This is a genomic window from Streptococcus mitis, assembly GCF_047465045.1.
In the GTDB taxonomy this organism is placed as follows: domain Bacteria; phylum Bacillota; class Bacilli; order Lactobacillales; family Streptococcaceae; genus Streptococcus; species Streptococcus mitis_DT.
In genome coordinates this window covers 24,074-40,937 of the sequence record NZ_JASHAR010000019.1, presented here as the reverse complement: position 1 = coordinate 40,937, position 16,864 = coordinate 24,074, and the positions used below count along the sequence as shown (strand labels likewise).

Below are 16,864 nucleotides of genomic sequence, written 5' to 3'. Positions count from 1 at the left end.
AGTGCGTTGCGACAGTTCTGTCTGTCAACTGACTAGCTGGCGTCCATTCTTGCGCATTTGCAGAGTACTCTAGACTGAGTACTGGGTTGGTTTGACCTTGTAGCTGGATACTGTTAACTTGATGGATACGATCAAGCTTCATACCTAGATAGCTATGAGCAGGAAGTTTGGTTCCAGCTGGAATTTGAAGCTCGTAACTACCCAAGCTATCCACTACTGGTGTTTCCTTCAAGGCATCCACGTTGGTGTCTGTTAAATCGCTATTTCCAGAACGTGTCTCAACAGAGAAGTCTTGGATACGCCACCAAATGTCACTTGCCTTGGTATTTCGCACTCGGATGTAACGAGCATTGATAGCTCTAGTCACTTCCTTAGTTTGTTCTCCTGCCAAACGATCTAATTCTTGCCACGCAATTCCATCTGTAGAGTACTCAAGTACACCTGTGGCAAGTTTATCATCAGTTCCTTGGCGAAGACGAACTTTAGTCACTGACTTAACTTCACCTAGGTCAAGTTGTGCCCAGGCATCTACTGGAGTCGTATTGCTGCCGTCAGCATTTGCCATCATGGCTTCTGTATTGTCCTTGCCATCAGTGATTTGACGGGCTGAGGTATTTAGCTTGTAAACTAAGTTTGAGCTAAGACTAACTGTCGTCGCTTGTTGGCCACGTGCTTTTTCAACTGGACGGTTGACTGCAATTTCCTGAACCGCAAACCAGGTATTTTCACGATCTTCTGTCGCAACCATACGAACTGCCTTAGCCTTAATATGGAGATTCTCAAATTTAAGAAGAGATTCATTTCCGACATAGCTTGGCTCTTTCAAGGTTACCCAGTTATCATTTTCATCCAAATACTGCACTTCAGCCTTGCTAAAGGTATCATGTGGATTTGCCTGAGTTCCCATAGCAAAGGTCAAGGTTTGGATATCTACCGGTTTGTTGAATTTCATACCGATATAATCACCTGTCTTGATACTACTTGGTGATTTAATCAAGGCATGAGTTGCCAAGTCACCATCCGTTACTTCTGCCAAACCACCTTCTACACCTGTTCGATTGGTAATAAAGGTGCTGATGATTTTATCAGGGTGCAAGACTTTTTGAACTTCAGACGCTAGAACTTCTTTCAAAGATAGGATAAATGGACGGATATGTTGAACACCCAATTCAGCCTTTTCAAGATGGTCTACATAATGGAAGGTATGAGTTTGAGACTGTTCATACAATTTCAAACCTTTATAGTAGCTGTCCCAAAGTTTGGCTGCATCATTTGTAGTCATAGCCTCTGTTCCTGTTAGGAAGGCATCAAGGGCATTCATTTGGTCGATTGCATTATCCAACCAATAGTGGATTTGTGCAACCATTTTTTGATCACCTGATGCTTTATAAAGTTCAGCTGCTTCTTTAATCTTGGCAAATTCTGCACGCAAGGCTACACGCTCTGCAGTTACATCCTGACCCGCTTTGAGCTTAGTCATGAAGTCTGTCAATTTTGGAGCTAATTCAACTGATTCTTCTAGTTTAACGACACGACCGTCCATGTTTTGGTTGATCATGTGCTTACCGAGTTCGCGGAAGGCTGCTAATACCTTGCTATCTTCAAAATGGCCATTTTCAACAAAGTTGAAGGCAATGTCATTGAGTTTCTTAGCTTCTTCTTCTGATTTCCACTGTTTCCATGTATATTGAGCTCCAGCAAAGAGGGCAATCTTAGATGGTTCAGACTGTTGCATTGGGTTCAACATGATACCAGACAGCAAGCTTGGATCTACATTCGGATGAAGGAATTTCTCACCACCACCTAGAATCAAGTGTTGTTTAGAGTTATCTGTAACTGGCCAGTTCACCCAAAGTGATACTGGGCGATAAGTCTTCCCACCTGCAGTTAGATTGTTCTTGAGAGTTGATAGGAAACTTTCAGAAACTTCACCCCAAATCTTACCACCCGTCAAGGTCATAGAGGTTGAACTTGGGAGATTTTCATTTAGAGATTTCAACTCTGCTTCACGCCCATTACCCCAATACTGACCTGGAACAAAGATCATTTCTTTGCGAAGACCACTATAAGTTCTTTGCATTTCTGTCAACCAGTTGGTCATGTCCTGCATCAAGCGGTTGTAGCTATTGTAGCCTCCAACTGGACTCGGTGCATCATCGGCTAGAATACCAAATTCACGGACACCCACTTTCATCAACTGAGTAAATTTAGCCTTGATGGTTGCCAAGTCTTCTTGGTAATGCGCTTCATTACCAAAGCGGATACGGTTGTTCATGAATGGATGGATGGTCCAGACATAGCGAGTTTTACTTTGATTTCCGACGCGAGCCAGTTCACGAATTTCAGCTAGTTTTTCTTCTGGGTAAAGTTCACGCCATTTCTTGTTGTGGTATGGATCATCTTTTGGTGCGAAGAAGTATTGAGTTAATTTCAAATCGCCACCAAAACGCATGAGTTCAGCACGATCTGCATTAGACCATGGATTTCCATAGTAACCTTCGATGAAACCACGGTTCTTGATTTCAGCGTAATCTTCCACTGTCACATTGCGAAGGACTGGAACTTGACTTTCCTTGAGCATGTGTTTCAAGGTTGTCAAACCATAGAAGACCGCATCTGTGTCTTTTCCGACGATGGAAATCGAATTATCCTTGATGGTCAAAGCATAGGCATCAATCTTATCAAAGAGACCTGCTGAAACGTTAGGCAAGTTTTGTTCTGCTTGTGAGCCTCGTCCATGCACTCCCAGATAGATATTAGTTGCGCCAGTAACTGCTGATTGACTAGTAGTGTAGGATACTTGATTGTCCTGCAAGACACTCTTCAAGCGATTACGAGTATAGATATCGAGTTGATCTCCCATCACCAGATTGACTTGCTTACGAAGAGCTGTTACTCCTTCTCCATAAGTCACTTTTTGTGGAGTTGGGAAGACCTTGTACTCTTTCTTGAGATAATCTGCGCTCTTGCTCGCAGCTGCAATGCTGTCTTCACTAGCTGGTTTGCTTGCAGTGAATTGATCTGCCAATTCAACTGTTCCATCACCTGTTTGCTCTACTTTTGGAGTTTCAGGTGTAGATGGTTGTTCTGGTTCTGGTGTTTCTTGTCCCTCTTTGATAGGTTTCAATAGATGAACTTCAGCTGCACTTGCAAATCCTCCAACACCTGCTAGAACTTTCAACTCAATCTTGTTGGTATGAACCGCTGCAAAGTTAACTGTTTTTTCTTGGGCGTTGTTATCCCAGTTTCCTTCTGAAACCTTGACCATTTGGCCATCTTTTTGTGCATAGATCTCGTAGCGAGTCACGACCCCATTTCCACCACCTGGACGAGGAAGATAAGTCAAACCATTAACTTTTTCTGCTTCTTTCAAGGTCATAGAAAGAGTGTACGGAGCAGTATCACCAGTCCACTTAGTATGCCAGAAGGTGTTTGGATCATTGTCAAAGGCTTTTTCAACAGCGCCTTCAGTCGCTGTTCCTGGTGTTTCTTGACTAGTTGCAGAAACTGTGAAATGCTCTGTTGGAATCAAACGAGGATTTACAAATGGTTTATCTGACAACTCAGCACTGTGTAAGATTCCTTTAAACCCACCGATACTTTCAAGCGGTAGAACCAAGCTATTGTGGGCAAAGCGAGGGTGAGCTGGATTTGCGATACGTTCAATCTTCTCACCATCCACATAGAATTCCGTTGATTGTGGTTTGGTCACGATAGAGATTTGATAACGTTTATTCTTTTCAAGTTTTTTCTTGAATTGGATATGGAACTGTTCAAATTGATAAGCAAGGTAGCCATCTTTATCAGCCAGATAGATACGATTGTCTCCACTTGTTGAGAAGGTTTGTTCGCCGTCACCAGTGACAGTTACATCAAACTTCAAGACATGACTTGGACCAACATCACCTACCAGGCCTTCGATACTGCTGTCTTTCTCAAAAGCTAATCCCTGATCGCTTGTCTTCACCTTCTTACTTGCATAGTTCTTCACTGTATCAGGATTGATGGTAAACAAGTCGCTTTGATCAATCGCTCTATCAGGATTTGACTGTGGCGCATAAGGGCTCGTTGGTAGGGTACGTTCTGCAAAGGTCGCAGCCGCACGGTCAGATCCCCAAGTGCGTTCTGCAGTTGTTTGCATGCTCTTGAAGAAGCGTTTAAAGATATCATAAGAGGTCAAACCTGTCTCATGAAGATCAATATTATCATTCCAAACTGCGTGGCCACCACCAATTACACTTGGATTTGATGCTTCTAGAAGTGGACCATGATCTGTTCGGAAATCATTTGGTGTCCACCTATTGTATTGTGCTTCATAGTTAGCATAGTCTCCAAAAGCTGCTTGACGATTATCTCCATTTGGTACACTATAGGTTGGAATATATGTTATGTTAATAATCTTAGCTCCCTGAGCAATGGCTTCTTTTGGTTGTTGCCAACCGATACTCCAAATATCAACTTCTACATCTTTCCAATCAACTGCTGTTTTACCTCGTTTTGCACTGAGCGATCCCCAAATACGTGGCGTATAGCCTTTTCCTTTTATGTACTTGATCATATCATTGACATAACGGCGATAGCTTTCTCTACTACCATAATATTCGTCCGTACCGATATGAACAGTGGATACGCCATGAAGCGGTGCATCTGGTCCATCTAGGAGTTTGTCATAAACTGATTTGACAAAGGCTAAGGTTTCATCATACTTTTTATCTAAGTCAAGCATGGCAACACGCTCTACATTATGTTTACCTCTGTAATCACTTAGACTACCTTGATACATAAGATCTGGACGCACTTTAACAAAGGACAAAGCATGACCTGGTGTATCAATTTCTGGCACTAGGTTGATATGCAAAGCCTTAGCAAGCTTAATGATATTTTGCATTTCTTCCTTGGTGTAGTGCTCATCTGATGTTAATTTTTGCCCATTCTTACCGACAATATCTGTCTCTACACGGAAACCTGTCTTAGCATGTTCTAGAACATACTTAAGCTCTTCTTCTTGTGTTAGGTTCTTACCTGCCAAGTGTTCCTTTAGGAAGATATAGTTATCGTTGAGGTGCAACTGCAAGTCGTTCATCTTGTAGTAAGCCATGTTGAGCATGATGTCTACAAGGGTGTCATAAGGGATAAATTTACGACCTGTATCTAGCATAAAGCCACGGTGACTGAAGCTTGGGAAATCACGAATTTCTCCATTTTGGAGATTACTTTCCCCCATTTGAAGAAGAGTACGAGTAGCATAGAAGGCTCCTGTGTTCGTTGCAGCTTCGATGGTAATGACACCATCTTGGATAGTGATGCCATAGCCTTCCTTACCATACCCCTTATTTTCAACTTTTTTAAATTCAATTCGTTTTTGAGCCTGCTTGTCACCTGTCGCAAGTTCCAATCCACGGCTTGCAAGGTCTGACTGGTAGAAGGTTGCAGCCTGATCAAAGCCTGAATCCCCCGTCGCAAGAACTGTATCTGAAGTGATAGAAGATTGACCTTCTTTTCCATACCATTGTTGAACAGCTGGTGCTACTTTTGGTTTGACACCCACACCTTCGTCCTGATGTAGCCCCTTGATGACTACTTCAAATTCTTTAGTAAAGGTATGTGAATCTTTAATTTGTTCTACCATAACCTTAACGCGTTGATCAGTTAAAGGCTTATAGATATGATTTTGAAGGTCAATCACTCCTTGTTTGTTACTTCCAATCAAACTAACTTGACCAGGCAATTTAGGCAATACAAGTGATTTTCCATCTTCAGCAACCGTTAGTTCCGTTACTTGACGAATATCTGTCGGTTTACTGGCATCTGGAATGTTTGAGTAGGCACGGATTTCTTGGATACCCACATTTTTCCATTGCCTAGTACCAGCTTGATAATCTGTAATTTCAAGTTTGAGATACTTTGCTTGAATGGCTTCTTTCAAGTCAACTCTTTCATCAAGGACTGGTTCTCCTGATTTTTTATGAAACAATTTCCATTCTCCAGGACCTGACCCATTAACATTGTCTTGACCGGCATAATAGAGATTCCATGATTTGATATTTGGGTCATTTTGTTCACCACGAACACGGCGATCCCAATCAATCTCAACATGTTTAATCAAGGTTGGCTTTTCAAATTTAAATTCGATTGTTGGATTCACAACATCTCGATCAGTTGCCCAGTGAGTTTCTGGTTTGCCATCGATTGCTTTGTCTACAGTATTTTGTGTCTGAGCTTCTTGGTTTGAAGCTGTAACAGTCGCATTTTCTAAATGATTGACATCAGGAGTTGCAACCACATCTTTTGCCACTGGAGTTTCTGACGGTTTTGCAGCTGGAGCTACCTCTTCTTTAGGTGTAACTGCTGGTTTCGGAGTCACTTCTTCCTTAGGAGTGACAGTTTCAGCTGGTTTTGCTTCAGGAGTAACTGCCCCCGTATTTTTAGGCTGTGTTGCTGTCTCAGTCGGTTGTGTTTCAGTAGCTTCACTTGGACTTGCTGCTTCAGCCTTTTCAATAGCTGCGGCTAAATCGTCCGGCAGCTTATCTAGAGGCTGAGCTTGTGTGATTGTTCCTTCTTTCTCAGGTGTTCCAACTGTCTCTGCTGCTTGCACTACATTTGCACCAAATATACTAGCACCGATCATTACAGAGGCTGCACCAATTGCAAATTTTCGAATACTATAGTGGCAGCGTCTTTCAAAAAAATGTCTATCCATCTTTCTCCTATTCCTTTCTCCCACTTATTACAGTAAGCGGTCTCATTTCCCATTTAAAAATGGAGAGAACCTAGAGGTTCTCTCCAACTAAGTTATTTCTGTCTGAATTCTAATTCCTGTAAACTCTAAAATCCAGTCTTCTTTAATTTTCTTTACGTTTTGTTGCAAGGACAGCAGCAGATAGGGCAAGACTGACGCCAGCTAGGAAGATAGCTGTATCCGATTGACTTTCTCCTGTTTCTGGCAATCTCTTCTTATCTTCTGTTGAAACTGAAGTTTTAGATTCCGCAAGTTTTCCTTGTCCCAATTGACTAATTTGATACTCAGGTTTTTCAATAGTTGGTGCTGCTTGATCGCCTGCTGTAGCCAATAGCCCTGTGTAAGCTGGCTTTTCGTTTACCAAAGCTTCTACCGCATTGACGCCACCATAAAATTCTGGCTGAGTTGCTAGTGTTGGTGCTTCTTCTTCACCTGCTGTTCCAAGTGGACCTTTATACTCAGGCACTTCAAGAATTGGTGCTGCCTCTTCACCTTTACTACTTGTAGGAGCATCAGGTTTAGTAGTCTGATCTTGTAGTTGGTTGAGATATTCTGCAAAGTAGGCAACCATTCTTTCAGTCAAGAGATGGTTATCCGTAGCATATTTCATGCTAGCTACTACACTTGCTACCTCCTCTTGATGCTCTTTGCTGGTCAATTTTTGAGCTTTTGATAAAGCTGTTTCATAACCTGACAAATCAAGAGCTGTTTCTGCAACCTGTGGACGACTAAAGATAAGTTCAGCAGCTGCTTGATATTTATCACCACCGTCTCCATAAGTCTTAGTACCTGTCAAAACAATTTTCTTAGCCTTGATTGTCTTACCAAAATCAATATCTTTTGGTTTGTTGTTATCTGGCCAATCAGTTGCAGTGAAAGTGTGTTCTTTACCAGATTCATCTGTCACAACAAGTTTCACATCACGCAAGTTACCATTTGATCCTGACCCACGTGGTACATAACGGAATCCAGTGATTTCTGTCGCTTCTTTTAATACCATTGTTGCAGGTTTACCAACATCTCCACCATTCCAAGACGTATGCCATAGACTTGATAAGTTACCATCAAAGGCATTTGCTAAATCTTCTCCCGCTTGCGCTGGAGCATTTAGACTTTCAAAGTCTTCTGCTACCAAGGCTGTTTTCTTTTGTACCAAGGCATTCTTCAGAGCATCAATCTTAGCAATTTCAGCACGCGCTTCTTCCACGCTAATGTCATCATCTGCTTGACTGAGGTTAAAGACAGCTTCCTTCAAGGCATCCATAGATTCCTTAGTATAGTTGGTCATGGCAACTGTTGGCAAGTAGTTCTTCAGAGCATTTTCTGTCAACATCTTACCAGTTAGAGCGACTTCCTCGATTTGAAGTTTATCCATGATGAAGTCATTGTAACCACGGAAGTTCGCATTTCCACCAGAATCTCCACGAGTATTGCTTGCGTTACCAGTTGAGTAGATACCAACCCAAGTATCGCCTGTTTCTGCACCTGTTACAAGGAAGGTTACCTTCTTAGCTTTCTTAGAATCTGTCCAAGTATTTGGCAATTCATGCATTTCCAAATTGCTTGCTTGATTACCGCGACGTCCTGATTGGAATTCTCCCTTACCGACTACAAAGGCGTAGGTATTGTCAGAGCCTGCTTCGTATTCAAAGGTTACACGATAAGTCTTACCAGCTTCAAAACGGAAGTTTTGAGGAATTGTTTGGTAAACCAAGTTACGACGGCTAACTAGCCCATTTGTCTTCAATGACCAATTTCCTTCGATAACATCATCGACTTTCTTACCATTCCAATCACGTTGTGTATATGGATCATGTTTTTCAGATAAGTGAGTACGATTATCCTCAACTCCTTCGATACCACCAATTACAAATGGGAAAATACCTTGAGCGACATTTTCAAAGTCTTGTTTAAAGGTTCCTTTAGCTGTATCATGATTATCTCCGTACATACTTGAATTGTTTTCAAAGGTACGAATTTCATCAAAGTAAGTTGCTTCATCACCAGCTTCACGACTCAAAGTAAGAGTGACATTTGATACATCTGAACCTGTTGTAAAGAAGGCATACATATTTTGGAAGTAACTTGTATCGTCAACTGTAGCATTGTCACGACGAGTATTATGGGCATAGGCCTTAACATAGTTAAGAGCTAGTGATTTATTGGTATAGCTAGTCACTTCTTTTTCACCAGTATTTACTGTGATACTTGCCTTAGCATTACTACGATTATCAACGCCAACATAAACGGCATACTTAGTATTTGGTTTCAAGCCAGTCAGTTTCTGAGTAAGGCTTACTGTGCTCTTATTGCCTTGGATACGAAGCATTTCATTTGCGCCTTGTGATTTGACAATTTCTGCCTTAGAAGCATCACCAGAAATAGTCCAGTGTTTCAAAGTTCCACTGTTAAATCCTTGGTCATAGATATGCATACCTTCACTCCATGACATTTCAGGATTGGTTTGTTTTGAACGGTAGAGAACATATGGTTGATTTGCTAGTAGGTCTAGGGTAATCTTGCCATCTTTTACTGTTAATTCTTGCTCTTCTGTCTTACCTTGGTCAGTTAGCTTGTAAAGGTAAACCTTGCTATTTGCCCAATCGCTAGGAAGCGTCCAAGTTGTTGCACCAGCTTGCGTATTGAAGTAGTACATCTTTTCCTTATCAGCAGGAAGTTTCTTACCATTCGCATCCCAGTTCCAAGGAGTCAAGTAAGCTGATCCATCTTGGATGACACGCCCATTGAGCGTTACTGTACGTTCACGGTATTGCGGGCTATTGACATCATTTGACTTACGAGTCACAACTACCTTATTGTTGTCAGCATCTACCAATTCCACTCGCATTTCTGGAGTCCATTTATAGGTGCTACCGTTATCAGACATGGTAACAGGTGTACCATTTTCCCATTTACTTACAGTGAAGTGTTGGAAGTACTTAGTCATGACGTCATGAGCAAACAAGTTAGTTACATAGCCATTGTAATCACTTCTTCCTTGCCAACCTTCAAAGTCTTTCATGCTGTAACCACCTAGAAGTGGATAGTTAGCTGCACCACCGTAACTTCTGTAATCCCCAACCCAAGAATCTTTTTGGTGGTTGCGGATAAAGCGCGTGATAGCACTGTTGATACCTTTATTAGTGTAGCCACCATAGGTCAAGTCAGCTGCCCAGTGTTGGAAGGTAGAGTCGTATTCACCACCATGGCCCCACTCGATTGCAAAGCGCCAGCCTTGTTTGTTAATTTCTTTAGCAAGAACGTGGGTAGCCCAGGCACCATTATCACCTGATTGGCCATTGCCCCAAACGTCCACATAGATAAAGTCGAGACCTTCACCAAGTTTTTTCTTCAATTCTTCCCAGCGAGCTAAGCGACCATGCGCCAAGTCATAAGCAGCATCAATGTTGATACCTTGGTCTAACCAGTTCCAACCATAGCTGTAGCTTCCATCTGGATTCTTACGAAGAATATTTTCGTTAAAGTATTTAGACTCAGGATAAGTTTCAGAAGCGTTGACGTGGATACCTAGATGAGCTCCATATTTCTTCGCTTTCTCAATCAAAGCCTTGAAGTCTTCGACACCACCAATACGTTTACCAATATCAGCATAGTTCAAGTGGCCTGAGTCATGACCTTCACTACCATAACCTTTAAGAAGGACACCTTGTCCAAGACCATCTGTATGGAGATTGATCTTCTTGATACCATCCAAGGTCATAAGGAATGGGTTTTGTGCTTGAGAACCAAAGTTCATCGCAATACGATATGCTGTGATATCCTTGACTTTTTCCCAACCTTGAGGGTTGTTCATGATACTACGATAAGCAATGGCACCATCTTGCCAGTCCACTTTCTTATCCGCATTAGCATCTTCAGTGATTACAACCTTGGCACTTGGAAGTTCTTTAGTATATTCTGGGAAGACAATGCCCTTATAAGCTTTTTCCCATTGCCATTCAGAGCTATGAATTCCGACATAGTTAGCATTTCCGACTGTTTCTTTGTAGGCTGTCAAACGAGTCCAGTCATTAGAGCCACCACCGTAGCTGTTTTGAGAATTACTCCAAACACCTGCAGCGAGCTTATCTGTAGAAACAAATCCATACATGTAACCCTTAGCCAAGTCCTTCATTGGATTGGTTACATCGATATGATCATCCCCACTGACATGCGTATTATTTGACATAGTTGCCCCATCAAACTTAGCACCAGCTTGGTCACTTGAAACAGAAACTAAAGCATTCCCAAGGAAACTAATCGTAGAGAGCAATTTTCTTTCATCATCAATCTTTTGACCTGGAGTGACTTGATTGTGGTTGACAATCTTGGTCACATCAAAGTGCAATTGATTATCCACAACTTGCAGACGAACTGTCATATCCGCATTGATAAGATTAGCCTCATCACGGAGTTTCATTTCATATTCTGCAGTTGTTTCATTGATTTTCTTATAAGTAACCTCAGGAGTGATTTTGTGGTTATTGATAAATATTTGATTGAACTGTTGAACCTGTCCAGGTAAAGTATGGCCATTCAGTGTGTATTCCTTAACACGTGGAAAGGCTTGGTCAATCACCGCTTTTAGTACTTTAGACTGAATAGTATCATAAGTCACGTTACTATCATCTACTACCGCTCCAGTTTCTTTTTCAGCAGTAGCTTCAGTAGTTTGAACTCCATCCTGATTGTCAGTCTTAATATTTACAACTGTCTTTTCAGTACCATATGTACCAGCTTTAAGTAGGATTTTCTTTTCATTTTTAAGATTTTCATTAACAGCCGCTGGCAAAGTAACTGTATCAAAAAGTTTTACATCATTATTTGTTGCATTCAGCTGACCATCTGATTTTAAGCTAATAGTCAGATGATTCACCGATCCATTTACTGGAGCTGCAACACGACCACCTTGATACCATGTGCTACTACCTGGTGTCTTATATTCCCAGAACCAACCTGATTTATCATATCCAACAAAGACATTATTGTTTGTATCTTTAAATTTCAAGAAGACTCCAAAACGTGATTTTCCTGTTTCAGATTCTTCTTTGAAAGTGAGATCCACATTCGCATTCCCATTCGCATCCACAGTCAATCCTTGTTTTTCAAACAAGGCTGGTTTGCTGGCATTGTCATTTTGATCTGTTGAAGATAGCTTATTGTATCGGACACCATTTTCTTCACGAACGGCTACAGTCCCTTGCTGTTCTTTGCTTGCTACAGTTTGCCATTCTGGAGTGACTTCCTTTGGCGTCTCTGGCTTAGCTGTTGCTGGTTTTTCTTCTTTTGGCTTTTCTTCAACTGGTTTTTCAGTTTCCTCTAGATTCGCAGGTTTTGAACTAGAGATTCCCTTAATATGATCTTGGATCCATTTTAATTGAGCTGGAGAGAAAAGGATTCCTCCACTACGGACTCCAACCACACCATTTTGATGAACACCAATCAATTTACCATCCGTGTCAAAGATACCGCCACCGCTAGCACCTGGTTGTCCACCTTGATAACCAACTCCTTGGACTCCTTCACCATAAGATTCAGCAAAATCCACAGCACTGTTAATAACTGGCGCTAACTTGCCAGCAGGATAGCCAAACATATTGACTTTATCGCCAACTTTCTTAACAACTGGCTTTTCAGTAACTTCTACAGGAGCATTTTCAAGAACTGTACGCAATCTTACAAGAGCCAAATCGTTCTTATAGCCCTTTAGATAGCCATCCCGATCCCAGTGAATCACATCTTTTTTACTAAATTTTACATCATCTAAACCAGGGTAGGATATACTAAAAATATCGCCATCCCCTTTATCATTATCCACAACCTTACGAATATTTCCATCTTGTTGATCCTTGATAAAGTTGTGAGAAACAGTCAAAACAAGATCCTTACCAATGACAATACCACTACCTTCTCCTGATGGAGTCTTAATCTTAACAGTAGCGCCATAGTTCAATTCTCCATTTTTTGTTTTGGCAACATCGTCAGGAACAAGACTACCAGTATCTTGAGCTAATTGGTCTTTATTTACCTCTTTGCCATTATCAGTAGCTTTTTCAACTTTGCCTTCCAATTCTTTCGGCAACTTGTCAGTAGTTTCTTTGTTTTCCTTTTCAAGAGCTAGTAATTCTTCTTCAGTTTTAGGTCCATCTGTTGTTTCAGCAGAACCCGGATTTGCTGCTGCAGCTTCTTTATCGAACTCCCGTCCATTATCGCTCGCTTTTTTATCCAGATTAGCAAGCTCACTTGGCAAATTATCTGTTGAGCCAACTGTTGGTGTGTTAGCCATTACTGGAGCAGTAGCAAAAAAACTAGCCCCAATCATAACTGAAGCAGCACCTAGTGCAAATTTACGAATACTGTATGTACAGCGTTTTTCAAAAAATCGTTTATCCATTAACTCCTAATTCCTTTCATCGATTTCCGTAAGCGTTTACATTTCTTGTTCGAAAAATACTCCTTTCTATCTGAAAAGTGCAATGCTTAACGTTTATAAAAAAATAATTACACTTTTAATATAACAAATATTGACAGATAAAGCAATAGAAAAGCGATGAAAATTGCTAATTTTTTCTTTAAGTGACTTCCACTTGTACTAGAGGTGGAAGTTAGTAATTTCTTCTTTATTCTGACAAAACCATGCTCTGAGATATAGGGGGAAATTGTCACAAAATAAAAAGAGTCTGGAACAATAGTCCCTTATCTCCAAAAAAAGAACCTGAGACAAAATAGTTCTCAGCCACAAAAAAGCTAGAGATTTCCACTTGCGGAACTCTAGCTTTTTAATTTTAAGTTGTTCTCTAACTTTTTAGTCAGTTATTTCCACACAGAAAGCATCCCATGGAGCTAAGATTTGTTTTTCAACTGCTTCTTGAGCCGCAGTGTTTTCAATCAAGACTGATTTAACATTTCCTTCTACTGCCAAGTCTTGCTCTTCATTGGACAAGTTAGCCACAATTAGGAAGCGTTGGTCCCCATCTTTACGGATATAGGCAAAGACCTTGTCGGCCGTCTCCAGTAATTCAAAATCAGCTCGAATCAGCCAGCTGTTCTCCTTGCGGATTTGAACGAGTTTTTGATAAGTATAGAAAATAGAATCTGGATTTGCCAGCGCTTCTTGAACATTAATTGCTTGATAGTTTGGATTCACCTCCAACCAAGGTTGACCTGTTGAGAAACCAGCGTTTTTGCTCTCATCCCATTGCATCGGAGTACGGGCATTGTCGCGACCAATGACACGGATACTATCCATGATTTCTTCCATCGGAACGCCTTTTTCAAGAGCTTCACGCGCATAGTTGAGGGATTCAATATCTTCTACTTGGTCCAGTGTTTCAAACGGATAGTTGGTCATCCCAATCTCCTCACCTTGGTAGATATAAGGTGTTCCTCTCATGAGATGAAGCAAAATTGCGAAGGCTTTGGCAGATTTTTCGCGGTATTCCTGGTCATTTCCCCATATTGAGACGATACGAGGAAGGTCATGATTGTTCCAGAAGAGCGAATTCCAGCCGTCCTCAACTCCTAATTCTGTCTGCCATTTGTTGAAAATCTCTTTTAACTTAGCAATATTCAGTTCTTTTTGATAGTGCCATTTAGGCTGACCTTCCTGATACTGAAGACCGATATGTTCAAACTGGAAGACCATAGACAACTCTTGCCCTTTTGGATCCGAGTAGAGCTTAGCAATTTCTGGCGTTGCTCCCCATGTTTCCCCTACTGTTAAGAGATTCTTATCTCCAAAGGTCGCCTGATTCATCTCCTTGAGATAAGGGTGGAGCATAGGACCATTATTGACTACCTTCTCGTCAGGAATTTTCCCAATCATGTCAATGACATCCATGCGGAAACCACCAATACCTTTATCAATCCAAAAGTTCATCATCTCATAGATTTTCTGGCGAAGTTTTTCATTTTCCCAGTTGAGATCAGGCTGTTTCTTGCTGAAAAAGTGGAGATAGTATTGACCTGACTTTTCATCGTATTCCCAAGCAGATCCGCTAAAGATAGACTCCAAATCATTGGGCTCATCTCGCCAGATATAGTAGTCACGTTCAGGACTGTCAGGATTTTCACAGGCCTCGACAAACCAAGCATGCTCATCCGAGGTATGATTGACCACCAAGTCCATGATGATGCGAATATCACGCTTCTTGGCTTCCGCAATCAGTTGGTCCATGTCCTCCATAGTTCCGAAAATAGCTGCAATCGCTTGATAATCAGCAATATCGTAGCCATTATCGTCCATAGGGCTGTCATAAACCGGAGAAAGCCAAATCGCTGTGATTCCTAACTTGGCTAGATAGTCCAACTTACTAGTAATACCTGGCAAATCACCAATTCCATCTCCGTTGCTATCCATAAAACTCTTAGGATAAACTTGATAGACTACGGCATTGTGCCACCATTTTTCTTGCATCTTCTTACCTCATTATTTTAATAATCTATAGTCTATGATAGCGCTTTTCTAATTTTTGTGCAAGCGTTTGCCTAATCTTTTTACTTCCTTTTTTAACTCCATAGTTTCCTAACTTCCAATTTTTTATTATAATAGAGGTCAGAGGTAAAAAAATGAAAAAACAAGCTTTTAGTTCTGAACAATATTTGAATCTACAACGTGACCATATTTTAGAGCGTATCAATCAATTCGACGGCAAGCTCTATTTGGAATTCGGTGGAAAAATGTTAGAAGATTTCCACGCTGCTCGTGTCCTTCCTGGTTATGAGCCTGACAACAAAATCAAGCTCTTGCAGGAATTGAAAGAGCAGGTTGAGGTTGTGATTGCCATTAACGCTAGCAACATCGAACATTCCAAAGCCCGTGGCGATTTGGGTATTTCCTATGATCAAGAAGTCCTTCGTTTGATTGATAAATTCAATGAATTAGGGATTTTTGTCGGCTCTGTTGTCATCACACAGTACGCTGGCCAACCAGCTGCAGATGCCTTCCGCAACCAACTTGAGAAAAACGGGATTGATTCTTATCTTCATTATCCAATCAAAGGATATCCAACAGATATGGATCATATCATTTCTCCAGAAGGTATGGGGAAAAACGACTACATCAAAACAAGTCGTAACTTGATTGTCGTAACTGCTCCTGGACCCGGTTCTGGAAAATTGGCAACCTGTATGTCCAATATGTACCACGACCAAATCAATGGTATCAAGTCTGGTTACGCTAAATTTGAAACCTTCCCGGTCTGGAATCTTCCCCTTCATCACCCAGTCAACTTGGCCTACGAGGCTGCCACAGCTGACCTTGACGATGTCAACATGATTGACCCTTTCCATCTCCAAACCTATGGAGAAACCACTGTCAACTACAACCGTGATATCGAGATTTTCCCAGTGCTCAAGCGCATGTTGGAACGTATCCTTGGTAAATCTCCATACGCTTCTCCTACAGATATGGGTGTCAACATGGTTGGTTTCGCTATTACAGATGATGAAGCTGCTGTCGAAGCTTCTAAACAAGAAATCATTCGTCGCTACTATCAAACTGTACTTGACTTCAAGGCTGAAAAAGTTGGCGAAGCTGCTGTCAAGAAAATTGAGTTGCTCATGAATGACCTCGGCATCACACCTGCAGACCGCAAGGTTGCTGTCGCTGCTCGTCAAAAAGCAGAAGAAACTGGCGGACCAGCCCTAGCCCTTGAATTGCCAACTGGTGAAATCGTGACTGGTAAGAACTCAGAGCTCTTTGGCCCAACAGCCGCTGCTTTGATCAATGCTATCAAGAAATCAGCTGACATTGATAAAGAAGTAAAACTCATCGAACCTGAACTTGTCAAACCAATCCAAGGTCTTAAAATCGATCATCTAGGTAGCCGCAACCCACGCCTACATTCAAATGAAATCTTGATTGCACTGGCTATCACAGCTACAGAAAATCCTGATGCTGCCCGCGCTATGGAAGAGCTTGGCAACCTCAAAGGAAGCGAAGCCCACTCAACCATCATCTTGACAGATGAAGACAAGAATGTCCTTCGCAAATTGGGTATCAACGTAACCTTTGACCCTTATTACCAATACGATCGCTTGTATCGTAAGTAAAGATTTGAACCTCTCCACTCTCGGAGAGGTTTTCTCTCTGTCTCAGGAGCCAGCTTTGTGTTATAATGAAAG

Annotated in this window: 4 protein-coding genes; 1 reads left to right on the top strand and 3 read right to left on the bottom strand. The window is 41.4% G+C overall.

Annotated features, from left to right (window positions below):
• The 3 genes from QM409_RS09205 to QM409_RS09195 all read right to left on the bottom strand — a co-directional run.
• Window positions 1-6,700 (bottom strand): beta-N-acetylglucosaminidase domain-containing protein (locus tag QM409_RS09205; RefSeq protein ID WP_414305565.1); only part of this gene is annotated, 6,700 nt, incomplete at its 3' end.
• A gap of 142 nt (window positions 6,701-6,842) precedes the next feature.
• Entirely contained in the window at window positions 6,843-13,133 is a 6,291-nt protein-coding gene (locus tag QM409_RS09200) for a SpGH101 family endo-alpha-N-acetylgalactosaminidase (RefSeq protein ID WP_414305566.1), read from the bottom strand.
• A gap of 411 nt (window positions 13,134-13,544) precedes the next feature.
• Window positions 13,545-15,155 (bottom strand): glycoside hydrolase family 13 protein, encoded by a 1,611-nt coding sequence (locus QM409_RS09195; RefSeq protein ID WP_414305567.1) that lies wholly within the window; start codon window positions 15,153-15,155, stop codon window positions 13,545-13,547.
• 152 nt (window positions 15,156-15,307) lie between these two features.
• On the opposite strand from QM409_RS09195, the gene QM409_RS09190 reads away from it, so the two are divergent.
• Entirely contained in the window at window positions 15,308-16,792 is a 1,485-nt protein-coding gene (locus QM409_RS09190) for a DUF1846 domain-containing protein (RefSeq protein ID WP_150922788.1), read from the top strand.
• The last annotated feature ends 72 nt before the right edge of the window (window positions 16,793-16,864 follow it).

What these genes read in the sequence shown, in the direction of transcription:
- QM409_RS09200 (WP_414305566.1), bottom strand. Translation starts at nt 13,133, where the DNA reads ATGGATAAACGATTTTTTGAAAAACGCTGTACATACAGTATTCGTAAA.
- QM409_RS09190 (WP_150922788.1), top strand. Translation starts at nt 15,308, where the DNA reads ATGAAAAAACAAGCTTTTAGTTCTGAACAATATTTGAATCTACAACGT.
- QM409_RS09195 (WP_414305567.1), bottom strand. Translation starts at nt 15,155, where the DNA reads ATGCAAGAAAAATGGTGGCACAATGCCGTAGTCTATCAAGTTTATCCT.